Genomic DNA, 20,580 nt, shown 5'->3' with positions numbered 1-20,580 from the left:
GAATCCATAAGCGGCTTGGCACGATCTAAGGCTGGATCCCCGCGTTCGCGGAGATGACGACGGTCGGACTCTCCGCGGTTGTGGGTGCCAAACTCCGGGTGTTCTCCGCTCCAAGTAATCACTGATTCGCCAATTGCTCAGCATCCCGACGCGTCAACAGACTGACACTCTCTGTGGCCAGATCAAAGACAATGACCACATCACCCCGCTCCAACTGGCGCTGAACCTGTTCGACCTTTGCATCCAAGGATACTTCTGAATGGCCATAGTCAGTCCCCTCGCGGGTAATAAATTCTTCCATCAAACCGCGCAGGGCGTCGGGGGACAATTGTTGGTGTGGAATGATCACATGTAATCCTAGCGTGGCCGCTGGCACAGCGGCGAATTCATTGAATGGCTCAGATAACCGTCGTGTTCAACCGGCGTGGCTTGTTCACAGAGTTCATCAAGGCTACTCTTGTGGGTAGCGAACGCGCTTCGGCGACACTATTTACTTAAAGGATCTCTCCGTGAATAACTATCTGGTACTGACCATTATCTCCGACGACAAGCCCGGCCTGGTGGAAACTCTGGCGCAGACCATCAGTGAGCATGGTGGAAACTGGCTGGAAAGCCGCATGGCGCATCTAGCCGGAAAGTTCGCCGGTATTTTGCAGGTAGCGGTAGCACCCGAGCAACAGGAGCCGCTGACTCAAGCGTTGAACGCGCTGTCTGGGCGCGGGCTGAAAATCGTCGTGGAAGCCACCCGAAGCATCGATAAACCGGCCAGTCAGATATTCAACTTCAGTGTTATCGGCCCGGACCGAACAGGCATTGTCCATGAGATTGCCCGGGCGTTCGCCGCCCGCCATATTAACATGGACGAACTGGAAACCGACTACTCCAGCATGCCCTGGTCCGGGGAGCCTTTATTTGAAGCCACAGGCATTATTGAAGTACCAGAAGCGGTGAATATGGACGAGTTGCACAACCAGTTGGATACCATTGCCGATGAACTGGCGCTGGATATTCGCCTTGAGGCGCCGGCGCAACAAGTTTAAGGACTAGCCCGACCGCCAGTTTCGTCGACTACGCCCACTAACGAAGCTAGCACTTAACCGAAGATCCAGCCCCAGATCGGCGCGGCACAATCGTCTCGAATGGCACCGAGGGCTGGTGGGGAGTCTATTCCGGAACCTTCGCGTCATGGATGACGCGCAGGAGCCACACGGAAGTGTTCACCGCGTTTCCGGAATAGACTCCCCAGCTGCCCTAGCCTCGAAACCCGTGCCCACCTAGATGGAGAACCAATCACAACAAAAACTATTCTTCGACTTGCGGTGTGGGTGACGGTCTGCAATAAATTTTCGATCGTAGCAAGTTGGGTCGAGCTAACTATACCAACCCCGACAAACTTGCGCCCACGCCGTAAGCCAACAGGGCCGCCACGCCACCAATTGCCACCGTTTCCAATCCTCCGCGATACCAGGATTGCCTAACATAGCGACTTTTCGCCGCACCAATGGCAAAGAACGCAACGAGGGTTAAGCAGGCACTCATCAAGAAAGGCTGAGCGATAACGCCGGGCCAACCCCAATTAACCAAAAACGCCACCAGCGGCAAAGCGCCCGCTAAAAGAAACGCCCCAAAGGTCACACTTCCGGCCACCAGCGGCCGCCCGCCTTTCAAGCTCAAACCGTATTCGTCCTGCACCATGGTATCGATCCAGCGCTGTCGGTCGGCGGTAATCACGTCCACGACTTGCTCCAGCTGATCGCCCTCGAAACCTTTAAGCGCAAAAATTTGCCTCACCTCTTCCCGCTCACCCTCTGGGTAGAGCCTAATGTGCTGATCCTCCTGAGCGCGCACCTTGTCACGCAGCTGATCCTCGGCGCGAGTGCCCAGATAATTACTGACACCCATGCTGAAACCATCCGCCAACAAATTCGCTAGGCCCATAATGATCACCACGCCGCTGGACAAACCCGCGCCAGCCACGCCGGAAACGATAGCAAAAGTGGTAATGGCGCCATCGATGGCGCCGTAGATAAAATCGCGTAGGTAATTGTGCCCCGGCCCCGCTTTCAAGCGGGCCGCAATGGCCTCAGGTTTGTGGCTGTGCTCGGGCTGCAAGCGTTTGCGTTGGCGTCCCAGCGTCCACATAAATGAATCATCCTATTCCAGCACTTCTCGCCAGTATATAACCCTGTCATGCCCGCGATAAGAGCCAAAGCCGATGTTGGCGGGCGGTAACGCCAATTGATTGTGGTTGCCGTCCTGGTTCCAGTCAAAGCGCAACCAAGGATAAGCGCCAAGGTTTATGCTGACTTCGAAGCTGCCTGCATTACCCACCCCTGGAGCGCTAAAAGTCTGTCCTGCTGTACCGGCAAAGAAACGGATCCCGGCTGTATCCAAGTTTGCATACTCGCCCGTGCTAGTACCTCCACCAACAGTGACAGTTCGGTTGGCATCATCTGTCAAATCACCCCCGGGATATTGAATATGTTCGCGCATTATCTGTGTGCAATTATCATCTTGGGCACGAACGAAACGAGCACCATCCCAGTACTGAGTCATTACGGCGGCAGGTAAACTTGCTGTTTCAGGGCCGTAAGCACTTTCCATGACCAACCGCCCAAACCGCACCGTAAGCGGCGCGCCAAGCCTGGCTGCTGTGCAGGAATCATCATCCGCACATTCACTGCCCGGACTTCCAGGGTTCATATTCAATGCGCTCAACGGCCGCTCGTCCAGAAGGTCGCTCAGAGTCAACGCCAGCTGCAAGGCCTCGTAGGGGCCGTCAGGCACCGATGTTCGCGCAATTTCACCATTCAGATCGGTAAATGCCAAAACGCCTGCATTCCACTCAACGGGTAGATCAGTACCATCGGCGTCTTTACCCACATTAAGTCGTGCAGTCCACGAACTGCCATCTCCGCTGTTATTACTCTCCGCCACATAAACTGGCGTCGCAGTGCCCTGATAGCTCAAAGCCGTATTATCGTAATTTTCGGTAATCCCTCCCCCAGCACTTTGAGCTTGCAGCAAATAAGTCACCTCAACTCCGCCCTGATTCATATAGCTGAATCCGCTGCAGGCATCGACCACTGAGTGACTGATCAGCTCATATCGGGCTGGGTAGAATCGACCAACCAGCGACGTGTTCGGTGCTACAGGGAGGTCTCCCGCACCTAAGTAACTGCCACTTACCAAAGACGGTTGCAGCTCAATGCTGCCGACTTCACCCCACACCAAACTGCTGAAGTCCACCACGCCATCGGTAACGTTCGAGCTATTATTTCCTCCAAGGGTAGCGGCACTGCCACCCGCTGGATAACTCAGCGTGTGGTTAAGCGCCACGGCCTCGGGCGTTGCCTCGCGACCAAAGTTGGGCGTTACCTGACCATCCGCGTTGTGCACTTCTACTCGCGCCGTGAAGGGAGTGCCGGCTGCCGTAAAACCGTCACCACCGCTGGTAGTACCGGGGTTGACGGCACCTGCATCATTATTAATGGCGTCGAGAAACAGCGTGTGTGGTCTCACCACGAATTCGTTGCTAGCGCCGGTTAATTCGACGGCCGGATTATTGCCATCCACCGGTAGTGACAACTGACCGTGCAACCGTACCTGTCCCACGTCCGTGTAATGAACGGGAATAGACGCAGATCCACTGGCATCGAAATTCAGCGTGACAGGCGCGTAGGTGATTGCCGAGCCATCATTATCATTCGCTTGAACTGCAGTGCCACCAATACTGAGAGTCTGCCCTGTTACGCAGTTATCTGGATTGCGACATTCGTACCCTAAGTTGACCGTTTGGCTGCCCTGCACTCGACCTTCACAAGCACCTGTATCGGTATTCGTTTGTACAGCACGCAGAATGGGGGCGTTATCCGTAACTGCCGCCACCTGATGGGCTATGGGGTCCAACGAGCTGTTGCCGTAAAAACGCAAACCGGCTTCCGCAAACGGCAAGGGCAAGGATGTACCCGACGCGACGCCGTCGGTTGCCTCAATTATTAATGTCTGAGCGGTAGTCTGTTGCAGCGGCAAAGTGACGAAGGTTTCAATACCGGAGAAGGTATAGCTGTTGCCTTCAGGCCATACGCCCGTGGCCGGATCGGTACTCAAACTGATTGTCGTTCCTGCCGGCGGCTCAATGGCATTGCCGTCGATATCTCGCGCGGTGATTGTTATGGGTTCAGCTTCACAGGTAATACCGCCACCAGAATGTACTACGGAGTAACTCTCCACAAACATCTCGCAGGGGTGCGTCTCATCCATAATGGCGCTAACTTGCTCGTCCTGCAGCACAAAGTCGTAGACACGCACTTCATCCAAATCGCCTTCAAAAAAGTTACCGGCGGAAGCGCCCGTATCCTCTATCCGGCCAATACTTGAGAATGCGGTTCCAATGATACCGGTGCCGATACTGCCGCTATTTTCCAGTACACCATTGACGTAAATTTTAAAGGTTCCCGCCATGTGATCCCGGGTGAGAACAACATGCTGCCAGCTACCTGTATTTACACTGGAGGTAGATTTCCAGTTGTCGAAATCATTGCCCACCGACAAACCGATACGGCCTGAAGCATCCAGCCAGCCCCAGAAAATATCGTCAGTGCCAGCACTCTGTTCAACGCCTGTCACTCCGGGCGCCTGCCAGCCAACATCACTGCCCACCTGATTCGTCCGCATCCAGAACGCCAGACTCGCAGTTCCATTTAAATAATCCGATAACCCCGGCACCTCTACGTAGTCGCTATCCCCATCGAAGCTACCGTATCGGCAGGTTCCCGGATTGCCGGGTATCGCTGGGGAAGCTCCTGCTGTGGTGGCACCTCCAACTGCTGTGCCGTCGCGACCATTGCCACTGCTGTCTTCAACTTGATTCGCGCTGCCATCCCAACTTGGCTCGTCAAACCGATAGTAGGCGACCATTTCTGGAGTGACGTCGGGCACGCAATGGTATAGGCCGGTACCCGGCGTGGGAGTTGGTCCAGCGGGAATCGGAGCAAAGCTGCTGCCCGCAGGGGCGCTGCGTAATCGAATCACCGCTTGGCCAGTATTTTCGTAATACTCAAGGCGAATCGGATAAAGCTCACCGGCTGTTAAAAAAACATTACCGCTGGTGTCGGTCGCCGCCGAATGATCATTCCAGCGCTCGATCAGAAGTTGGTTATTTACCCACAGGCGAACACCGTCGTCCGAAACCGTTTGAAATTGGTAATTGCCGCTTTGCTCCACCCGAACAAAACCCTGCCAGCGGACCGAGAACTGATCGGCCCCAATACCAACCACGCCAGGACTGCCCGCGCCCCAATTAAAATCAATCGGCCCATCGATACGCGTTCCATCGGGAGTACCCGAAGGTGGTGGTGGTGGAGATGACCCGGTCCAGTTGTAGTACTCCCCCACCAAACCACTAGCGAGGGTTTCACCCACAGCGCATTGAGTTCCAGACGGTACGGCGGGTTCGGCTATTGCAAATTGGCCAAAACCGCTGACGTTGGTTGCTTCGGTGCTGGTTCCAGCGCGTGAGCCAACAGTAGCCGGAATCCAGTTGCCGCCACTAAAACGCTCAACGGAAAAATTTTGGGGGTTGGCACCGGAATCAATATCACTCGCCAAGTAGTTAAACGTAATGCTCATTCCATCAGCCGCTACGCCCTCATCCGTAAGGCTCCACCACCGGTTCACAGATCGATTAGAGTCCAGGCCGGAGGAAGCAATCTGCGGATGATCGCCGGGAGTTTGAGAAGTGCGAGCTATCAGGAAACCTGCCGAGGTGACGTTGGGGATAGTTACGGTTAATGGGCGGTACGCATCCGGAGCACCAATGTCAAAGGTGCGCTCTTGCCAGCCTGTGGGAAACCACAACCCCAGATTGCCTGCCACCCAACCGCTGCCACGAGATACTCCCGACCAACCTCCAGTCTGCTGCACTCGCAACACATTTGAGCCAGTAATTATGGGGCCCTGCGTCAGACCAAGCTGGTCGCCTACCAAAACGTTGCTGTTCAGAGTCAAACCAGTGCTGTTATTCAACGTCAGTCGACCAAACGTCGTCGCACCCGAAAGCTGTTGAGGGCCACTGCCATTAAAACGATGTTCCGCAGCGCCCGCGCTAAATGCTCCATTATTAGTGAAGTTGGCACGGTAGTTTTGGCCACCGCCCGCCGAAGCATTGTAAGTACCGTTGTTAACAAAGTTGCCTTGGTAATTTTGCGTGGCATTGGCGTTGGCGGTGCCGTTATTGATGAAGTTGCCCTGATAATTGTGGATAGCATTGGCATTGGTGGTGCCATTATTGATGAAGTTGCCCTGATAGTTGACCGCTTGTGAATTGTTAAACGTGACTCCGCTATTGACCGTAGTGGTTCCCGTAATCGTCGGCGTGGCCGATGTGGTTTGAGTTTTCGTACCGCTTCCGGCGAATACCAAATGGTGATAATTAATTTGACTAACACCCAGCAGCGCCGTTTGAGTCCCGGTGCCGCCGTAAATAAAGGTGCTGGATGTACCCGGGTTCAAGGTCATGGCGCTGGTGGTAAAAGCACCATTCAGCCTTAAGCTTCCCGCCCCACCCGACATGTTGATCACGGCTGTAGCTGCGTCGCCATCAGCGGTTAGAGATCCGTTGATCGTCAAAGAACCGCTGGTAATGATGACTTCTGCGGGAAGCGTCGGGTCAGTGGTCGGTTTTAGCAGAGAAAGGCTGCCCACAGTAGCGGTGCCGTCGTTGATGACCAGTTGGTTCGGTCCATCGCCGCCAGTCGGCTTATACACTGCTACGTTGCCACCGACAGTCAATGTTGAGCTAGCTGCTGAAAGTATCAAAAAATTGCTGCGTTGATTACCCTGCGTACCCGCATTCCCCAACCTAAGGCTACCGGCTTGCGCATTGAACCCCGCAGGTATTGTGACCACAGTTTGCTGGCCTGGGTTACCCCCTGTGCGATTAATCACCACATTGCTGGTGGCGGTCGGAATTCCTCCCGGACAGCCGGTCCACGTGCTGGGAGCATTCCAGCTTCCGCCATCGTCAACCGCCGTACAGGCAATAGCCGCATTTGCAGCAAATAGGGTGCAAAGAAATACAAACGCCGTAAGGAGGAATCGATTCGCGCTAAAGAGGCGGAAATGCGTCATAGCCGTTACTCCCGCTCCATAAAGGCCGACACCCGCACACTGCGCTCCGCTCGGATATCGCCACTGCCGCAAGATCCAACGCTGGTCAAAGTGTAAAAACTGTAGTCCGAGCTGGCCGAACAGGCATTATTGTTTTCATCCACACAGGCGCAAGTAATGCTGGCCTGACAGAGATTCAAGCCATCAATGCCCGAAAAATCCAAAGTCATACTGCCCATACCCGAACACTGGTTGTCGATCGCTGACTTGGTGCTGGCATCCGGATAGAACAAGCGGCTCATACCCGCCTGGGCGCCGCTTTCTGCCGCGTAAAACGCTTGGGCGCTGATCAATTCCTGCACCGCGGACACATTGGTTTGGATGGTGGTGCGCCACAGCATCAGCGCAAACAAGCCCATGGCCACAACGATAAAAATAGCCACGGGCATCAAGAAGCCGCCCTGCCGACGAGGCGGTTTGCCTTGCGCTATTGCCGCTAAGGGTTTTCGATTAAGGCACATTGCGAATCAGTACCTCTTGATTGAATTCCACGCGTTCACCGCCTTCGATAAATCCCAAGCTGATCAAGACATTGATGCTGCGGTTTTCACTACCCGCAGAAAGTGCGAAGGGGGTACCGCTGGCATCGGCATTGCGGGCCAGCAACTGATACGTGCTGCCCGTATCGACGGCGGACGCGGTAATGTCCTGGTCCGGATAAAAGCGCAATTGATTGTTGAACAGGCAGAACGCTTGAGGTTGGTCCAACAAGTAAAAACGTCGGCTGAGAGAATTGCGCTCCCAGCGGCGGCTGGCGAAACTGACAGAAGTCGCAGTCCGCCCAGTAACTTCCGCCAGGGATACTCCGCCACCGCCGTACAATTCATCGCTGCCCATAGCGCCAATGCTCAGGAAAGCCGCATCCCCAAACTCTTGGTCATGAGCGGAGGTCGCAATGGAGCTATGGTTCGGGGCGTTATTGCTTTGGTCGGGCACGGCATTCAGGTAGGTACCAGCGCCCGCGACGGGCAGAAATTGCACACACTGCCCGCCATTCGTAACGCGCACGCTGTGCGGCAGGGCCCCGCGCAATTGTCGGGTCATCCTCTCGATGGCTGGGCGAGCCGTATTCACTAATTTGGCCCGCGAGCGGGTTTGCATGTAGCTCTCGGTAGAGCTCACAATAAACGTGGTGCCAATCACCGAGACTATTGCCAGGATCACCACCACGGTAATCACTTCCACCAAGGTAAAACCTTTGGCTGATTGGCGGCCGCGCATCAGAAATTGGTCCTGTAGGCGGATAGGGTCAGGCTTTCACCATTAGGTGCACTCGTGGTAACGCTGATCCGTTTGGCGGCATCGTCCTGTAACCCCAGGCTGGCTCCCACATCCTCTTCCACGCTGACCTGACAACCGTAACCCGGTGGACTATCGCACACACCGTCAAAGTCGCTCACGCCACCGCCCACACATGGGTCAGAGGTGGGCGCACCCGTTGGAGTCAAACTGCCACAAGCGGGCACACCGCCGGGCGGCGTGGCGGCGTCGTAGGGGTAACCCAGAATCACATCCAGTTGCGATTGCGCCAACTCCAACAAGCGCACCCGAACAATGGGGTCCACACTGCGAGTGATAGAGCTCTGGTACACGCTCAGCAGTGCACCCAAGGCAATGCTGATCACCACCATAAACACCACCAGTTCAATCAGGGAAAAGCCCCTATCTCGGCGAGACTGGCTAGTAATGCGCATAACCGCTGGCCTCCACCTGAATGGTGGCTGTAACGCCACCGCGACTGAACGTTATGGAACTGGGTGTGGTGCGACCTAATTTATCGAACTGAAAAGTAGCTGGCGTGGCGCTGACACCCGTGGGCAAAGATTCCGGATAGGCGTCTGCATAGGGCCGCAAGGAAGCGCCACTTTCGCGCACATCAATGCTGTTCGCGCTCACAATAACTTCGATGGGATTGGTTGCGGAAGCTCGAGCCATAGCAATCTGCTGGGCGTAGGTGATTACCGATAGGGCTTGATCGCGCCCAGTCTGGACGCTGGCCACATTGGTGTCGGTAAATCGGGGATAGGCCACAACGCTAATAACCGCGATCACCAGGATCACGGCCATTAATTCGATAAGACTAAAACCGCGGTTGTTTATTGTGGCCATGGGCTTGCTGCCTTACTGGAGTCAGCTGTGGGCCATCACATCTCGGTAGGATCAACACCGTGGACCACAAACTCGGCCGTTATATTGTTATCGGACTGATCAGTCAGAACGCAGGTGACGCTGGCCAAGTGCCCAACGGCTTGCGCTTCAATGCTGTAACCGCTGGGTATGCCACCATCCAGAAGAATGCCGGCATCCTGGCAATTGGTGACCGGACGGGGACCGTCGATACCAGCGTAATCCTGAACCACCAACAGCGCGTTGGCGTAGTTCAGGGCGCTGGCACTGCCCAGTGTCCCCGCGACACTTCTAGCCGAAGACTCTCGGGCGGCTTGAGACAAGTCCACAAACCGCGGCACGGCGGCCGCGGCGAGGATGCCCAAAAGCACGATCACGGCGATCAACTCGATAAGAGTAAATCCTTTCATCTCAGCTCCGTTCGCCTAGCCGATGTAAATGGTTAGGGCGTTGTAGGCGCGGTTGCCGCGGTGGCACCAAAAGCTGTAAAGGTTGCCGAGTAGGTACCCCGAGTAACTTCACATTCAGCAGAAGCGCGGTCGGCGATGGTACCAGCACCAGTGATGGCGTAGTCAGCCGCCAAGGGAGACTCCAGCAAGTTCTCTACATCCGCACAGCTACCAACCGCTACAACATCTTGAGTGATAGTCAGTCCTGCACTATTAGCAATATTGTTCGCGTGGTTCAAAGCCGAAGCACTACCCAGAGCGCCAGCTACACCGCGAGTTGACGCTTCAGTGGCAGCTGCAGACAAATCCACAAAACGCGGCACGGCGGTGGCGGCAATAATGCCCAAAATCACGATTACGGCGATCAGCTCGATCAGGGTAAAACCGGATTGTTGTTTTTTCATAATGGAAACTCCATTGGTCGTTGCTTAGTTATTTTGGATCAAACCCGTGACCAGACTCTGTCAGTTAGCGCCTCACTCTGAAGCTTAGCTCGCCCACAAGTCAAAATTTCGACGACTTGACGCATGATCACACCTAATATAGTTCAATTCCGTTTGAATTCCAATGCCAACCTGGCAGTTTTTACTCCTCCGGCAACACGACGCTTACAGCGCCCGTCACCGGCGAATAATCGAAGTACGCCCCTTGCCAGCGCTCGCCCCGGCGCTGATAGCGGCACTGGCCATCGCGGGTCAAAGAGACGCGGTATTCCGCCTCGTTACTAGCCTCTTGCACCGCCGCGCTCGGGGGCTGATGCAAAAAGGCGTACCAGAGCTGTAAACAGGCCTCAGCGCTGGGCCGGTTGACCATCTGGCGCTCAGTGGCAGCGGGCCAGCCATAGCGATTCAAAAACACCCGCACCGGCTCTGAATCTGGCGTTATGTGCCCCGGCAGGCCGGGCAGGTCGCTGTAGAGCTCTATTCCACGCTCAAGTTCCTCAGAACCCCGGTGAATATAGGTATAAGCTCGCACCGCTGAGACGCCGGTCTTAAAATGCTCCGCAGCCAGCTCAAAACTGAGGCGTCGTACATCCTCGGCCATGCGGCCGTAAAAGCCCGCCCCCACGGTCATTACAACGCCGATAATGGACGCCACCAGTAGCCATTCGAACACACGCGCCTGACGAGACGTCACCGTCAACTCCGCTGAATGTTGTACATGTCCCACATGGGCAAGAAGATACCCAGCGCCAGGACCAAGACAAAACCCGCCATAATCACCACCATAATAGGCTCGATACGGTCGCTGAGCTTCTTGACGTCGTAGTCCACTTCGCGCTCGTAGAACTCGGCCATTTCGGTCATCAGGCGGTCCACCTGACCGCTCTCCTCGCCCACGGCAATCATCTGCAGAACCAGAGGCGTAAACATGCCGCTGGCCAGATGTGTTTGAAACAGCCCTTCACCGCGTTCGATGCCGGCCTTAATGGCGTGGATCTTGTCCCCCAAGTAGGGGTTGTCGATAGCTTTTGCGCAAAGATTTAGGGCTGTGTTCAGGGGCAGGCCCGAGCGCAGCATTAAGCCGAAGGAACGGGCGTAGCGGGCCATGGAGGCGCGCTCAATAATATCGCCAACCACGGGCAAGCGAAGTTTCTTCCGGCCCCAGACGCGGCTGCCCTTTTCAGAGCGAACATACTGCCGCGTGGCAAACGCAAGACCCACCACCAGTACCAGTATGTAGGGCCAGAAGGTTACAAAGAAATCCGAAACGCCCACCAAAATACGGGTGGGCAACGGCAGGTCAGCCCCAAACTGGGCAAACATATTGCCGAAAGCCGGGATCACCCAGATGTTGATCACCGCAATGGCGATGGCCAGAGCAGCCATCACAAAGCTGGGGTAGCGCAGCGCGGACTTAATGCTCTTGATGGTATTCTGGTCCCGCTCCATATATTCGCTTAGCTGTAAAAACGCGGCTTCCAGCTGGCCGCTGTTTTCGCCCACGTTCACGATGCTTACAAACAGGTTGTTAAATACCTTGGGATGATGGCGCATGGCGGCGGACAACTCCTGCCCCGCTTCCAATCGATCCGCCACATCCTCAAGCGTTTCTTTAAAGGTGAGGTGACGCAAAGTCGCCGCCAATCCGCGAATGCCCTTAACCAGCGGAATGCCAGCCCGGGTGATGGTGTACATCTGCCGGCAAAACATAATCAGATCGACGGGCTCGACTTTGCCGCTGTTGCTCCAACGCTCCCAGCGTTGGTTAAGGCTTGGCTTGTCGCGGTACTCATCGATGCTTAACGGAATGACGCCGCGGCCGAATAAGAGTCCGGCAGCAGCGTCAGTATTGGCCGCCTCCAACTGGCCGTTGACCAGTTGTCCTTGAGCGTTGCGTCCGCGAAATTGATAAACAGCCATTGGGTTTCTCTAATTTCTCATAATACGTCGGGCATTAAGCATCGATTGCAAGCACTTCGTCTTCCACCTGCGCCGACACTTTCATAACTTCTTCCAGAGTCGACGTACCCTCAATCGCATAGTCTAGAGCGGCGTGGCTCAATGGGCGGAAATGTGGGCTTTTTTGCGCGGCGCGGGTAAAACCGTTGATGTCGTTGTCCCGCAAGGCTTCGGCCATGGCTTGATTCACGTCCAGCATTTCAAACACGCCGATGCGGCCCCGGTAACCAGTATTGTGGCAGTGGGGGCAGCCAGCGCCGCGTTTGAATTGCACGCCGGTCAAGTCGCGATCTCGTGCCAGCGCTGCCAATAGCTGGCGCTCGTTGGCGTCCGGCTCGTGAGGCTGTACACAACTGGAGCAAATACGGCGCAACAACCGCTGCGCCACTATGGCTTTTAATGAACTGGCTACCAGGTATGGATCCACCCCCATATCAATCAGACGCAGGGCAGAAGTCATGGCATCGTTAGTGTGCAAGGTGGACAGGACCAAGTGACCGGTCATGGCGGCGCGCAAGGCGATCTCTGCAGATTCGGCATCCCGAATCTCACCCACCAGAAGAATATCCGGGTCTTGCCGCAAAGTAGCGCGCAGTACGCTGCCGAAGGTAAGGCCGATGCGTTCGTGCAACTGCACCTGACTGATGCGCGGCAGCCGGTATTCCACCGGATCTTCCACGGTAATGATTTTTTTCTCGGGCTTGTTCAGCTCCGACAAGGCGCCGTACAAGGTGGTGGTTTTACCACTACCGGTGGGGCCGGTAACCAACACCAGTCCGTGGGGTCGGGTAATGGCGCGACGAAAACGTTCGACCTGTTCTTTGGGCATGCCCACTTTGCCCAACGCCAAAACACCGTCAGTGTGATCCAGCAAACGCATCACCACCGACTCACCGAATTGCACCGGCATGGTGGACATACGCACATCAATATTGCGGCCCTTAACGCGCAGGTTAAAGCGGCCATCCTGAGGCATGCGTTTTTCGGAAATGTCCAAACCAGCCATCAGCTTCAAGCGCACCACCAGAGCCGGAGCGATACGTTTTTCATTCATCACCTGTTCCAGCAACACGCCGTCAATGCGGTTGCGGATGCGAAGAACGGTTTCATCCGGCTCGATGTGAATATCCGACGCTTTGGCGTTGATGGCTTCTTCAAAAATTTTCTGCAGCAGTTTGACCACCGGCGCATCGCTGTCGGTGGCGTCGGTGACAAACTCGGTGAGATCCACCGCGTTGCTTTCCAGCTCTTCGTCCAGCTCTTCCGCCAGGGAGGCGATTTCGCTGGCGCGGCTGTAGGCGATGTCGAGAATGTCTAGCAATTCTGACTCGCGCACTACGGCGGGTTTGATGTTCTTTTTCAGTTGCCGCTGAAGTTCGTCCAGACAAAAAATGTCGGTGGGGTCGGCCATACCCAACAAAAGGCCGTCCGGGTCATCGCGCAATAATATAACCCGGTAGCGGCGTGCAGTGGTTTCCGGCATGCGCTGTATCAAATCCCGATCAAAACGGTATTGCTGCAACTCCACAAACGGAATTTTGAGCTGATCGGACAAGAGATTGAGCAGGGCATTTTCTTCCACGTAGCCCAAGTCCACCAGGGTGTTACCCAGCTTACGCCCAGTCAGCTTTTGCTCCCGCAGAGCGTGCTGTAATTGATCGTCGGTGATCATTTGGTTGCTGACCAGCAAATCACCGATACGTATACGCTTAGCCGCCGTCATAAATCTCGATCCCCTACCTGGTCAGCGTCGTGATGCGCTGCTCAATGTAATCTCGCACTTCCCGATTTTCCCGGGTGTCATAGTGGCCGCTGGTCAAAGCGCGCCGGTAACTTTCCACGGCACTGGCGTGTTGCTGCTGAGCATCCAGCGCCAGGGCCAAGCCGAGCCAGTAGCCAGGCTTGGCGCCGAAGTTGTCGAGCAATCGACGGTAGGCACTGGCCGCCTCCGCGTGGCGATCAGCCCGGTAGTACAAACCCGCCAACAGTGAGCGGTACGGCTCGTTATCGTCTGCTTCGGGCAGATCCGCTTCCAGCAAGGCTATGGCCTCTTCTGGCTGCCCTTGCACCAGTGCCAACCGCGCCCGCAGCCGAGTGCGTTCGCCGGTACTCAGAAACTCTGCTTCATCCAGCAGAGCCTGAGCGGCTTCGATGTTCCCTTGATCAATATAGATGCCCGCCAACTCGGTTGCACTGTGGACGGAGTCCGGGTGTTGCTCCAGCCATTTTTCCAGTCGCAGTCGGGCGCTGTGATGGCGACCCTGCTGCAACAGCTCTCGGGCTTCCCGCGCGATGCGCTCGTCCTGGCGAGCGGCCGTGCGAGTCACTTCCAAATGTTGCTCGGGCGCGTTCTCCCCGGTCGTGTTCGCCGTCGTGTTGACCGCCGCCTGACGGCTTGTGGGAGCGGGCTGAGACTCTTCTGGCCTAGCCTCACTCGCCGCTGCCAACTGCTCCGCCAACTGAACGATGCCCGGATGGTTTTGCTGAACCGTTCGGGCTCGGCGCAACATCACCTCAGCGCGCTCTAAATCATTTCGCTCCAGGTGGCCTTCGGTTAAATCCAAATAGCGGCGCGTTATACGCTCAATGCCGGCCAGGGCCTCTGGGTGCTCGGGAGACAAGCTCAATATTTCCCGATAGCGGCTAAATGCATTGTCTTCTATGGGCGAAGTCAGCCGATCTCGCCCTAAAGCTAACTCGGCTTCCGCCAACAACCGGCCAATTTTGGCGTTTTGCAAAGCCGTCAGCTCGAGCACTTCTTCGATCGGTTCCTCTACGGCCTCCAACTCGGGCTCAGGCTCTGGACCTGGGATGTCCAGGGCAGCCAGCACTTCTGCCGGACCATTGGGCTCACGCGGAGTCTCGATGACTCTCTCTTGCACATCTGAGACCTCTGGCACGTTCGGGGCCTGTGGAGAACTTGAGCCGCTAAGCACATTCCACCCCAACAATCCCACACCGACAAATACAAAAGCTGCCACGGCGGCGAGCCAGGGTTTGGGGGAGGAGTGTCGGCCGTCCACTACTGCGCGTTCGGGCTCCGGGCCTTGGCTGTCAGAGCGTGCCACTTTAACGCCCCGCCGATCCAAGTCCCGGAGCATGTCGTTCACCAGGCTCATAGCCCAACTCCCGACGCTATTTTCAAGCCCATTCCCTGACCCACGCCTGACCAAGCGATTAAACCCATCAGTGCAAGCGCTGTCACCGCGCCGGTAAAACCCCAAAGCCAATAATCGTAGCGGGCCAGCCAGCGACCCAAAGAGCGGCTCTCTGCCGTATCCAAGGCGGCACGGGCCACTTGCCGACGCCCTACTCGTTCACGCCCCAGTCCATAAGTGGCCAACATGGCCTTATGGGCAATGATGTTAATCAGCCTAGGCACCCCGCCCGAAGCTCGGTACAAAAGATTGAGCGCACTGCGGGTAAACAGCGGTGGACCCTGATAGCCCGCCGAACTCAAACGAAACTGAATATAGGCCGGCAAACTACTCCGACGAACCGTGTCCAGGTACTCGGCGAACACGATGCGCTGCTTGAGCTGGCGCAAATCCGGGCGATTAAGCAAATCATCCAGCTCTGGCTGGCCCAGCAATATCACTTGCAGCAACTTACTCTTTTCGGTTTCCAGATTAGTCAGCAGCCTTAGCGCTTCAATGGTTTCCCGGGGCATGGCCTGGGCTTCATCCACAATCAGCACCACGCGCCGCTTGCGCTTGGCCATGGCCACCAGTTGCCGGTAGATATCGGTCAGAAGTTCGTAGGAGGGTGTGTCCCGGGAGTAAGTGACCCCGATTTCCTCCGCCAAAAACCACTTCAGTTCGTCCGGTGTTAAATAGGGATTGGGAATGTAGGCCGTAACAAATTCAGGCCCAAGGCTCGCCAGCAGTTTGCGGGACAGCAGGGTTTTACCCGTGCCCACTTCCCCGACGATTTTAATAAACCCTTCGCTATGGCGCAGAGCCAACAGGAGCGTGTTCAGCACCTCGCGATGGCTCTGATTGTCGAAAAAGAATTGCGTGTCCGGCGTCAGGGAAAACGGCAGTTCACGCAACCCGAAATGTTGCTGGTACATAAGGCCTAAACCCGCCTTAGTCGTCCCATTGCTGACGATAACTGTCGCCCATGCGCCGCATGCGTTCACGGCTGCCTTCTAGGGCTTGGTCCCAGGTACCTTCGTCGATTACCGTGGGACGGAGAAGAATCACTAACTCGGTTTTCTCCCGGGCTTGATGCCGGGTTCTAAACAGAGTGTTGAGCAGAGGGATATCCCCCAGGAAGGGGCGCTTGCCCGCCACATCGCGGTTGCTTTCGGTCATCAAACCGCCCAGCACCACCACTTGGCCGCTGGCGGCACGCACGATGCTGTCCGATTCACGCACGCCTCTTTGAGCAAGAGGTAACGAAAACTGTTCGTTGCCAATGGTGAACACTTTGAGTTGGTCGGTCACCTCACTCACCACTGGGTGAATGTGCAAAATCACATCGCCGTTTTCGGAAATTTGCGGCGTAACATCCAGAGCAATACCGCTGAAGAAAGATGAGAGTTCAATATTCGGTGTGCTCGTAACCGAGGCAACACTGGCCGTGGTTTGGCTGGAAATACCGGTAATAAAGTATTCATCGGTACCCACACGGATCAGCGCTTTTTGGTTGTTGACCGTGGATACCCGTGGGCTGGACAGCACCTGCACATTGCCTTGAGTTTCCAACAGAGACAACAGCTGGCTGATATCGCCTACTTGGAGAACAGAACTGAATAGGTTTTCGCTGGCCTGCAGAACGTTGTTTGAAGTCAAGGCCGAAACGCTGCCGTTTTGGATGTTCCGCTGCCTTTCGTTAGTGTCAAAACGACCGCGGTTGTACTCGTGCGCCAACTGGCCGCTAATAGCATCCCAATTAACCCCTGCTTCAAAGCCTTCGCTCAAACGCACTTCAAGAATTTTCGCTTCCAGTATCACTTGGCGTTTTACGCTTAACTCGGAGCGTTCAAGAAATTCACGCACGGCACTTAACTCATGGGGCAGTGCCTTGACCACCAACATGCCGGCTTGAGGTGTAACCATGACCATACGGTCGCCGGTTTCGCCGCCGATTATGGCTCCGACAGTCTCCTGCAAAGAGCGCCAGAAATCGGTGCGGTTCAGGGTTTGGACGCGCGAGCCCGGAGTCAATTGAGAGCTGGAACGGCCGCCCGCACCGTCCTCAAGCATACCCAATAGGTTGGCGGTGTCGCTTAAGCTGCCACCGCCGCCACCCGTACCACCCGTGCCAGTGCGCCCACGGGCGCCACCGGACGTTTCGCTGCGACCTATGGAGACGTGAGTATCCGACACACCCACCCGTTGCACGTCCAAGTAATCAACATGGAACACTTGGGTACGCAATTCGTTGGCATAGACGGTGTAGATGTTGCCCGTGCGCTGATACTCGTAACCGTAGATATCGCGCGTTACTCGGAGTACGTCTTCAACGGTGACGTCTTTCAGATCCAGGGAGATGTTGCCGCTCACATCCGGGTGGACAACGACGTTAGTCGCCGTACCTTCCACCAGCCCAAGGAAAAAGGTTCGCGCCGGAACGTTGCGTACCGATACGTCGAAACGCTCAGCCTCGGCTTCGCTCGTGCGCGTCGGTCTGTCCTCAGTGAGCGCACGGCTGACTGCGTCTGGGACCCGAGCTCTATCGCGCTGTGCCTGCTCTTGTGCGATCTCGTCCATGGCGGTTTCCGCCGCGAGGGTTCTATCCTGCTGCAGGGCGCAACCGGCACTGAGCGTAGCCAGTGCGATAATTGCCATGCGCGCGGCTTTGGCCGGGGACAGGGTCCAGTTTTCCGTCATATCGGTCAACCTCAATTCTCTGTGGGCGCTGTGCGTCTGACGCCGTTACCGGCCATACGCACACGCCAGGTTCTTGTTCCCTGCTGCAGAACTACCGCTTGGGGCTCAATAGCTCGTAGGCGAACACCGCCCGAGCCTTGAATTACTTCGTTTTCCCGCAGCTGCTGACCGTTAATCACCGCCAGCTTGCGTGTTCCGCCAATCAAAATAGAGTTCAGTTCCAGCTCCACACTTGCACTGGACGCCGTCCGGTAGCCCAACGGGCGAGTTGGATCCTGAAGGCTCTCGGCGCTGGCCGAAAGCGGCACTGCGAGCGCCAACAATAAAAGGGCTATGACTTTACACACCCAGCAACCCCTCCTCAGCACTCAGGGTATAAACGCGGATATCAATTTCCCCGCGCGGATAACCCTGGACTTTGTAGTCGAGACGGTCCCAATAAAAACGCCAAGGCAACTCTTCGAGTGATTGGAGAAAACCCAATACTTCGAAGTAACTCCCGGTCACACGCAGCGTGACGCTGTGTTTGTACACGCCGGTGGAGCGGCCTTCTTCGCCGCCGCCCAACAGAGGTAACTCTTGCACCGGATGTGTTTGTACCCGCTGCAGCGTCAAGCGCGTGGTGGACACCAACACGTCCTGCAAAATGCGTGGCAGTTGGTCGGCACTGACCAACCCTTGGGACAGAGCCGCCAGCTCGTCATCCAGTGTCAGCAGCCGGGCCCGTAGGGCTTCGCGCTCAGCAAACACTTCGCCATTTACCGTTTGACCCAGAGCACTGCTCAAAGCCGCGATTTGTGTCGCTTGGGCAGACTGTGCGGTACTGATTCGCTCCAGTTCGGCCGTCAATTGGGCCCGTTTCCGCTCCTGGGGCATTTCAATGGCCAGTTGCCAGATACCCACCAGAACCGCCAACGCGCACAACAGCAACAGCACCCGCTCACGCAGGGAGTAAGCGTCAATTTTTTCAATTAGTTCGTTCAGCTTCGGGCTCATCGTCGGCTGCCCTCCCCTTTGGCACGGGTGAGGTTGAACTCCAAACCGGGCGCCGTAGATTCATCGCGGCCCATATCCAGCACCCCAAAGCGGGCCCCGGCGAAACTGTCTTCCTGGCGTAGCCGCTGCAAGTAGAGGGGCACGAGATCGGCAGTGCGCACCCGGCCGCCCAGCTCCACATAGCCACCGCCCTGCTGCAGTGAAAACCATTCCAAAGCAAGATCTTCCATGGACTGGCGAGCCAGCCCTTGCAACTGCCCGGAAAAGCCTTCGGCATTGCCCATGTTTTGCTGGGCAATCAAGGCCTTAATCCGCTCCCGGCGGCGAATTTCTTGCTGTAAGCGCTCCACCTCGGTTTCCAGGCCTGGGCCTCTCAGGCGCGGCTGCTGTTGTTGAAGCGTGGCGACCTGGCCTTGTAATTCATTCAGTTTTTGCTCTTCCTGAGCGACTTGATTGGCGAGTCCGCCAGTGCGGTAGCTGCTCCAAAGAGAAATCAGGACTAATAGTACGGCCGCGGCCAAGAGTGCCCAGCCCATATGTACGGCGCGCACCGGTTTCCGATTGGGGCGAAATTCGGGAAGGTACAGGTTTATCTGCTGCATACTCAGCCTTCCTCGCGCTTTTCAGTGCGCAACCCTGCACCCAGGGCATCCAGGCAAAGGGATAAGCTGTGTGCGGGGATCTGGGCGTCGATGTCCAAGCCCGGCGCCAGAGACAAGAGCGTTAGATCGGCCGGTAGGGCCGATTGAATTTCGTCGGTGAGCTTGTCTGCGCTGACGTTTTCTCCGGCCAGATACACTTGAGCCGGTGGGGGCTGACGCATTTGCCGCTCGAAATAATCCAGGGAGCGCTGCAATTCCAGCACCAGTGCATCGGCGGGCAGATCTTCCAGCAGGCCACCCTCATAGGGCAGCGCAAACTGACGGGCTAGAAACAAGTCGTCACCGCGCACAATTTGAAGGCTGCCACCACCGGGCACCAACTTCACCAGTGCCGCACCGCGGTCTGTCTCGCAGCAATTCACCACTAAATTTCGCAGGGCCAATTCGGGAATATCAATACTGGCGAGTTTCAAATCGCTTTCATTGGCTTGATTCACCAAACGGGTGATGGTGGCGCGCCGGGCTACAGCCACATAGGCCATGCGCTTACTGCCCCGGGATTTATCTTCGGGTAACAGGAAGGCGTCCACTACGGCTTCCGCCACGGGGAAGTCAATCAGATCCCGCACTTTCCAGCTTAGGGCCTGGCGCAGCTCATTGGCCGGCACCGCCGGTGCCTCCACCAGCAGTAACGTGTAATCCTCACGGCCCAACACCAAGTTGCAGGTGCGCCCGCGTAAACCAAGGCGATCCACACGCGCCTGCAGGGCTTCTTCAGGGCTGGCCTGATCGGAAAGGGGGATGAATTCGCAATGGCGGACCTGGGGAACCGGGCCATTAGGAAATACGTGGGCAAAGGCAATCCCGTCAGCGCTGAATTGAACGCCAACCACTTCTCTTTGCTTAGAGCTTGCGCGAAATAAACTCAACCGAGGACCCTAACGCTTATTGTCATTAATTATGTGGGTTTTCCAAAAACAAAAACATCCAGACAATG

General features: G+C 56.2%; 20 protein-coding genes. 1 reads left to right on the top strand and 19 read right to left on the bottom strand.

Annotation, left to right across the window (positions count from 1 at the left end; genetic code table 11):
• Positions 1-118: 118 nt before the first annotated feature.
• On the bottom strand, positions 119-349 hold the full coding sequence (locus RBH33_RS00910) for a YheU family protein (RefSeq protein WP_306730239.1): 231 nt from the start codon (positions 347-349) through the stop codon (positions 119-121).
• Between the two features lie 160 nt (positions 350-509).
• Between RBH33_RS00910 and RBH33_RS00905 the strand changes: the two genes are divergently transcribed.
• Entirely contained in the window at positions 510-1,040 is a 531-nt protein-coding gene (locus tag RBH33_RS00905; protein ID WP_306730238.1) for a glycine cleavage system transcriptional repressor, read from the top strand.
• 334 nt (positions 1,041-1,374) lie between these two features.
• Here the strand turns inward: RBH33_RS00905 and RBH33_RS00900 are convergent, their stop codons facing one another.
• The 18 genes from RBH33_RS00900 to RBH33_RS00815 form a co-directional block, all read right to left on the bottom strand.
• On the bottom strand, positions 1,375-2,142 hold the full coding sequence (locus RBH33_RS00900; RefSeq protein ID WP_306730237.1) for a VIT1/CCC1 transporter family protein: 768 nt from the start codon (positions 2,140-2,142) through the stop codon (positions 1,375-1,377).
• Positions 2,143-2,154: 12 nt separating this feature from the next.
• Entirely contained in the window at positions 2,155-6,768 is a 4,614-nt protein-coding gene (locus RBH33_RS00895; protein ID WP_306730236.1) for a DUF6701 domain-containing protein, read from the bottom strand.
• 368 nt (positions 6,769-7,136) lie between these two features.
• The gene (locus RBH33_RS00890; RefSeq protein WP_306730235.1) at positions 7,137-7,631 is read right to left on the bottom strand and encodes an MSHA biogenesis protein MshP; all 495 of its coding nucleotides are present in this window, start codon (positions 7,629-7,631) and stop codon (positions 7,137-7,139) included.
• Positions 7,621-8,391, bottom strand: coding sequence for a PulJ/GspJ family protein (locus RBH33_RS00885; protein WP_306730234.1), 771 nt, complete (start codon positions 8,389-8,391; stop codon positions 7,621-7,623). The genes RBH33_RS00890 and RBH33_RS00885 overlap by 11 nt, the downstream gene beginning before the upstream one ends.
• Positions 8,391-8,864: a type IV pilus modification PilV family protein gene (locus tag RBH33_RS00880; protein WP_306730233.1), complete on the bottom strand. Its 474-nt coding sequence runs from the start codon at positions 8,862-8,864 to the stop codon at positions 8,391-8,393. Before RBH33_RS00880 ends, RBH33_RS00885 begins: the two co-directional genes overlap by 1 nt.
• Complete coding sequence (locus RBH33_RS00875) at positions 8,851-9,279, bottom strand: prepilin-type N-terminal cleavage/methylation domain-containing protein (protein WP_306730232.1); 429 nt, start codon at positions 9,277-9,279, stop codon at positions 8,851-8,853. The genes RBH33_RS00880 and RBH33_RS00875 overlap by 14 nt, the downstream gene beginning before the upstream one ends.
• Positions 9,280-9,314: 35 nt before the next feature.
• Complete coding sequence (locus RBH33_RS00870) at positions 9,315-9,707, bottom strand: type II secretion system protein (protein WP_306730231.1); 393 nt, start codon at positions 9,705-9,707, stop codon at positions 9,315-9,317.
• Positions 9,708-9,739: 32 nt separating this feature from the next.
• Positions 9,740-10,150 (bottom strand): type II secretion system protein, encoded by a 411-nt coding sequence (locus tag RBH33_RS00865; protein WP_306730230.1) that lies wholly within the window; start codon positions 10,148-10,150, stop codon positions 9,740-9,742.
• A gap of 181 nt (positions 10,151-10,331) precedes the next feature.
• A complete protein-coding gene (locus RBH33_RS00860; protein WP_306730229.1) occupies positions 10,332-10,883 on the bottom strand; it encodes a hypothetical protein in 552 nt (183 codons plus the stop codon).
• Positions 10,884-10,885: 2 nt separating this feature from the next.
• Positions 10,886-12,109 carry a type II secretion system F family protein gene (locus RBH33_RS00855; protein ID WP_306730228.1) on the bottom strand — a complete coding sequence of 408 codons (1,224 nt, stop codon included), beginning with the start codon at positions 12,107-12,109 and terminating at the stop codon, positions 10,886-10,888.
• Positions 12,110-12,143: 34 nt separating this feature from the next.
• The gene (locus tag RBH33_RS00850) at positions 12,144-13,871 is read right to left on the bottom strand and encodes a GspE/PulE family protein (protein ID WP_306730227.1); all 1,728 of its coding nucleotides are present in this window, start codon (positions 13,869-13,871) and stop codon (positions 12,144-12,146) included.
• Between the two features lie 13 nt (positions 13,872-13,884).
• Positions 13,885-15,267, bottom strand: coding sequence for a tetratricopeptide repeat protein (locus tag RBH33_RS00845; protein WP_306730226.1), 1,383 nt, complete (start codon positions 15,265-15,267; stop codon positions 13,885-13,887).
• Entirely contained in the window at positions 15,264-16,220 is a 957-nt protein-coding gene (locus tag RBH33_RS00840; protein ID WP_306730225.1) for an ExeA family protein, read from the bottom strand. The genes RBH33_RS00845 and RBH33_RS00840 overlap by 4 nt, the downstream gene beginning before the upstream one ends.
• A gap of 16 nt (positions 16,221-16,236) precedes the next feature.
• Entirely contained in the window at positions 16,237-17,985 is a 1,749-nt protein-coding gene (gene mshL, locus RBH33_RS00835; RefSeq protein WP_306730224.1) for a pilus (MSHA type) biogenesis protein MshL, read from the bottom strand.
• An 11-nt stretch (positions 17,986-17,996) separates the two neighbouring features.
• On the bottom strand, positions 17,997-18,332 hold the full coding sequence (locus RBH33_RS00830) for a hypothetical protein (protein ID WP_306730223.1): 336 nt from the start codon (positions 18,330-18,332) through the stop codon (positions 17,997-17,999).
• A complete protein-coding gene (locus RBH33_RS00825; protein WP_306730222.1) occupies positions 18,325-18,981 on the bottom strand; it encodes an MSHA biogenesis protein MshJ in 657 nt (218 codons plus the stop codon). Before RBH33_RS00825 ends, RBH33_RS00830 begins: the two co-directional genes overlap by 8 nt.
• On the bottom strand, positions 18,978-19,583 hold the full coding sequence (locus tag RBH33_RS00820; RefSeq protein WP_306730221.1) for an MSHA biogenesis protein MshI: 606 nt from the start codon (positions 19,581-19,583) through the stop codon (positions 18,978-18,980). The genes RBH33_RS00825 and RBH33_RS00820 overlap by 4 nt, the downstream gene beginning before the upstream one ends.
• Before the next feature lie 2 nt (positions 19,584-19,585).
• Positions 19,586-20,512 carry a type IV pilus biogenesis protein PilM gene (locus tag RBH33_RS00815; RefSeq protein WP_306730220.1) on the bottom strand — a complete coding sequence of 309 codons (927 nt, stop codon included), beginning with the start codon at positions 20,510-20,512 and terminating at the stop codon, positions 19,586-19,588.
• Between the last annotated feature and the right edge of the window lie 68 nt (positions 20,513-20,580).

This window comes from Marinimicrobium hydrolyticum, from assembly GCF_030848505.1.
Lineage (GTDB): Bacteria > Pseudomonadota > Gammaproteobacteria > Pseudomonadales > Cellvibrionaceae > JAVDDU01.
Note: the sequence above shows the minus strand (reverse complement) of the source record. Positions and strands in the feature narration are given on the sequence as shown.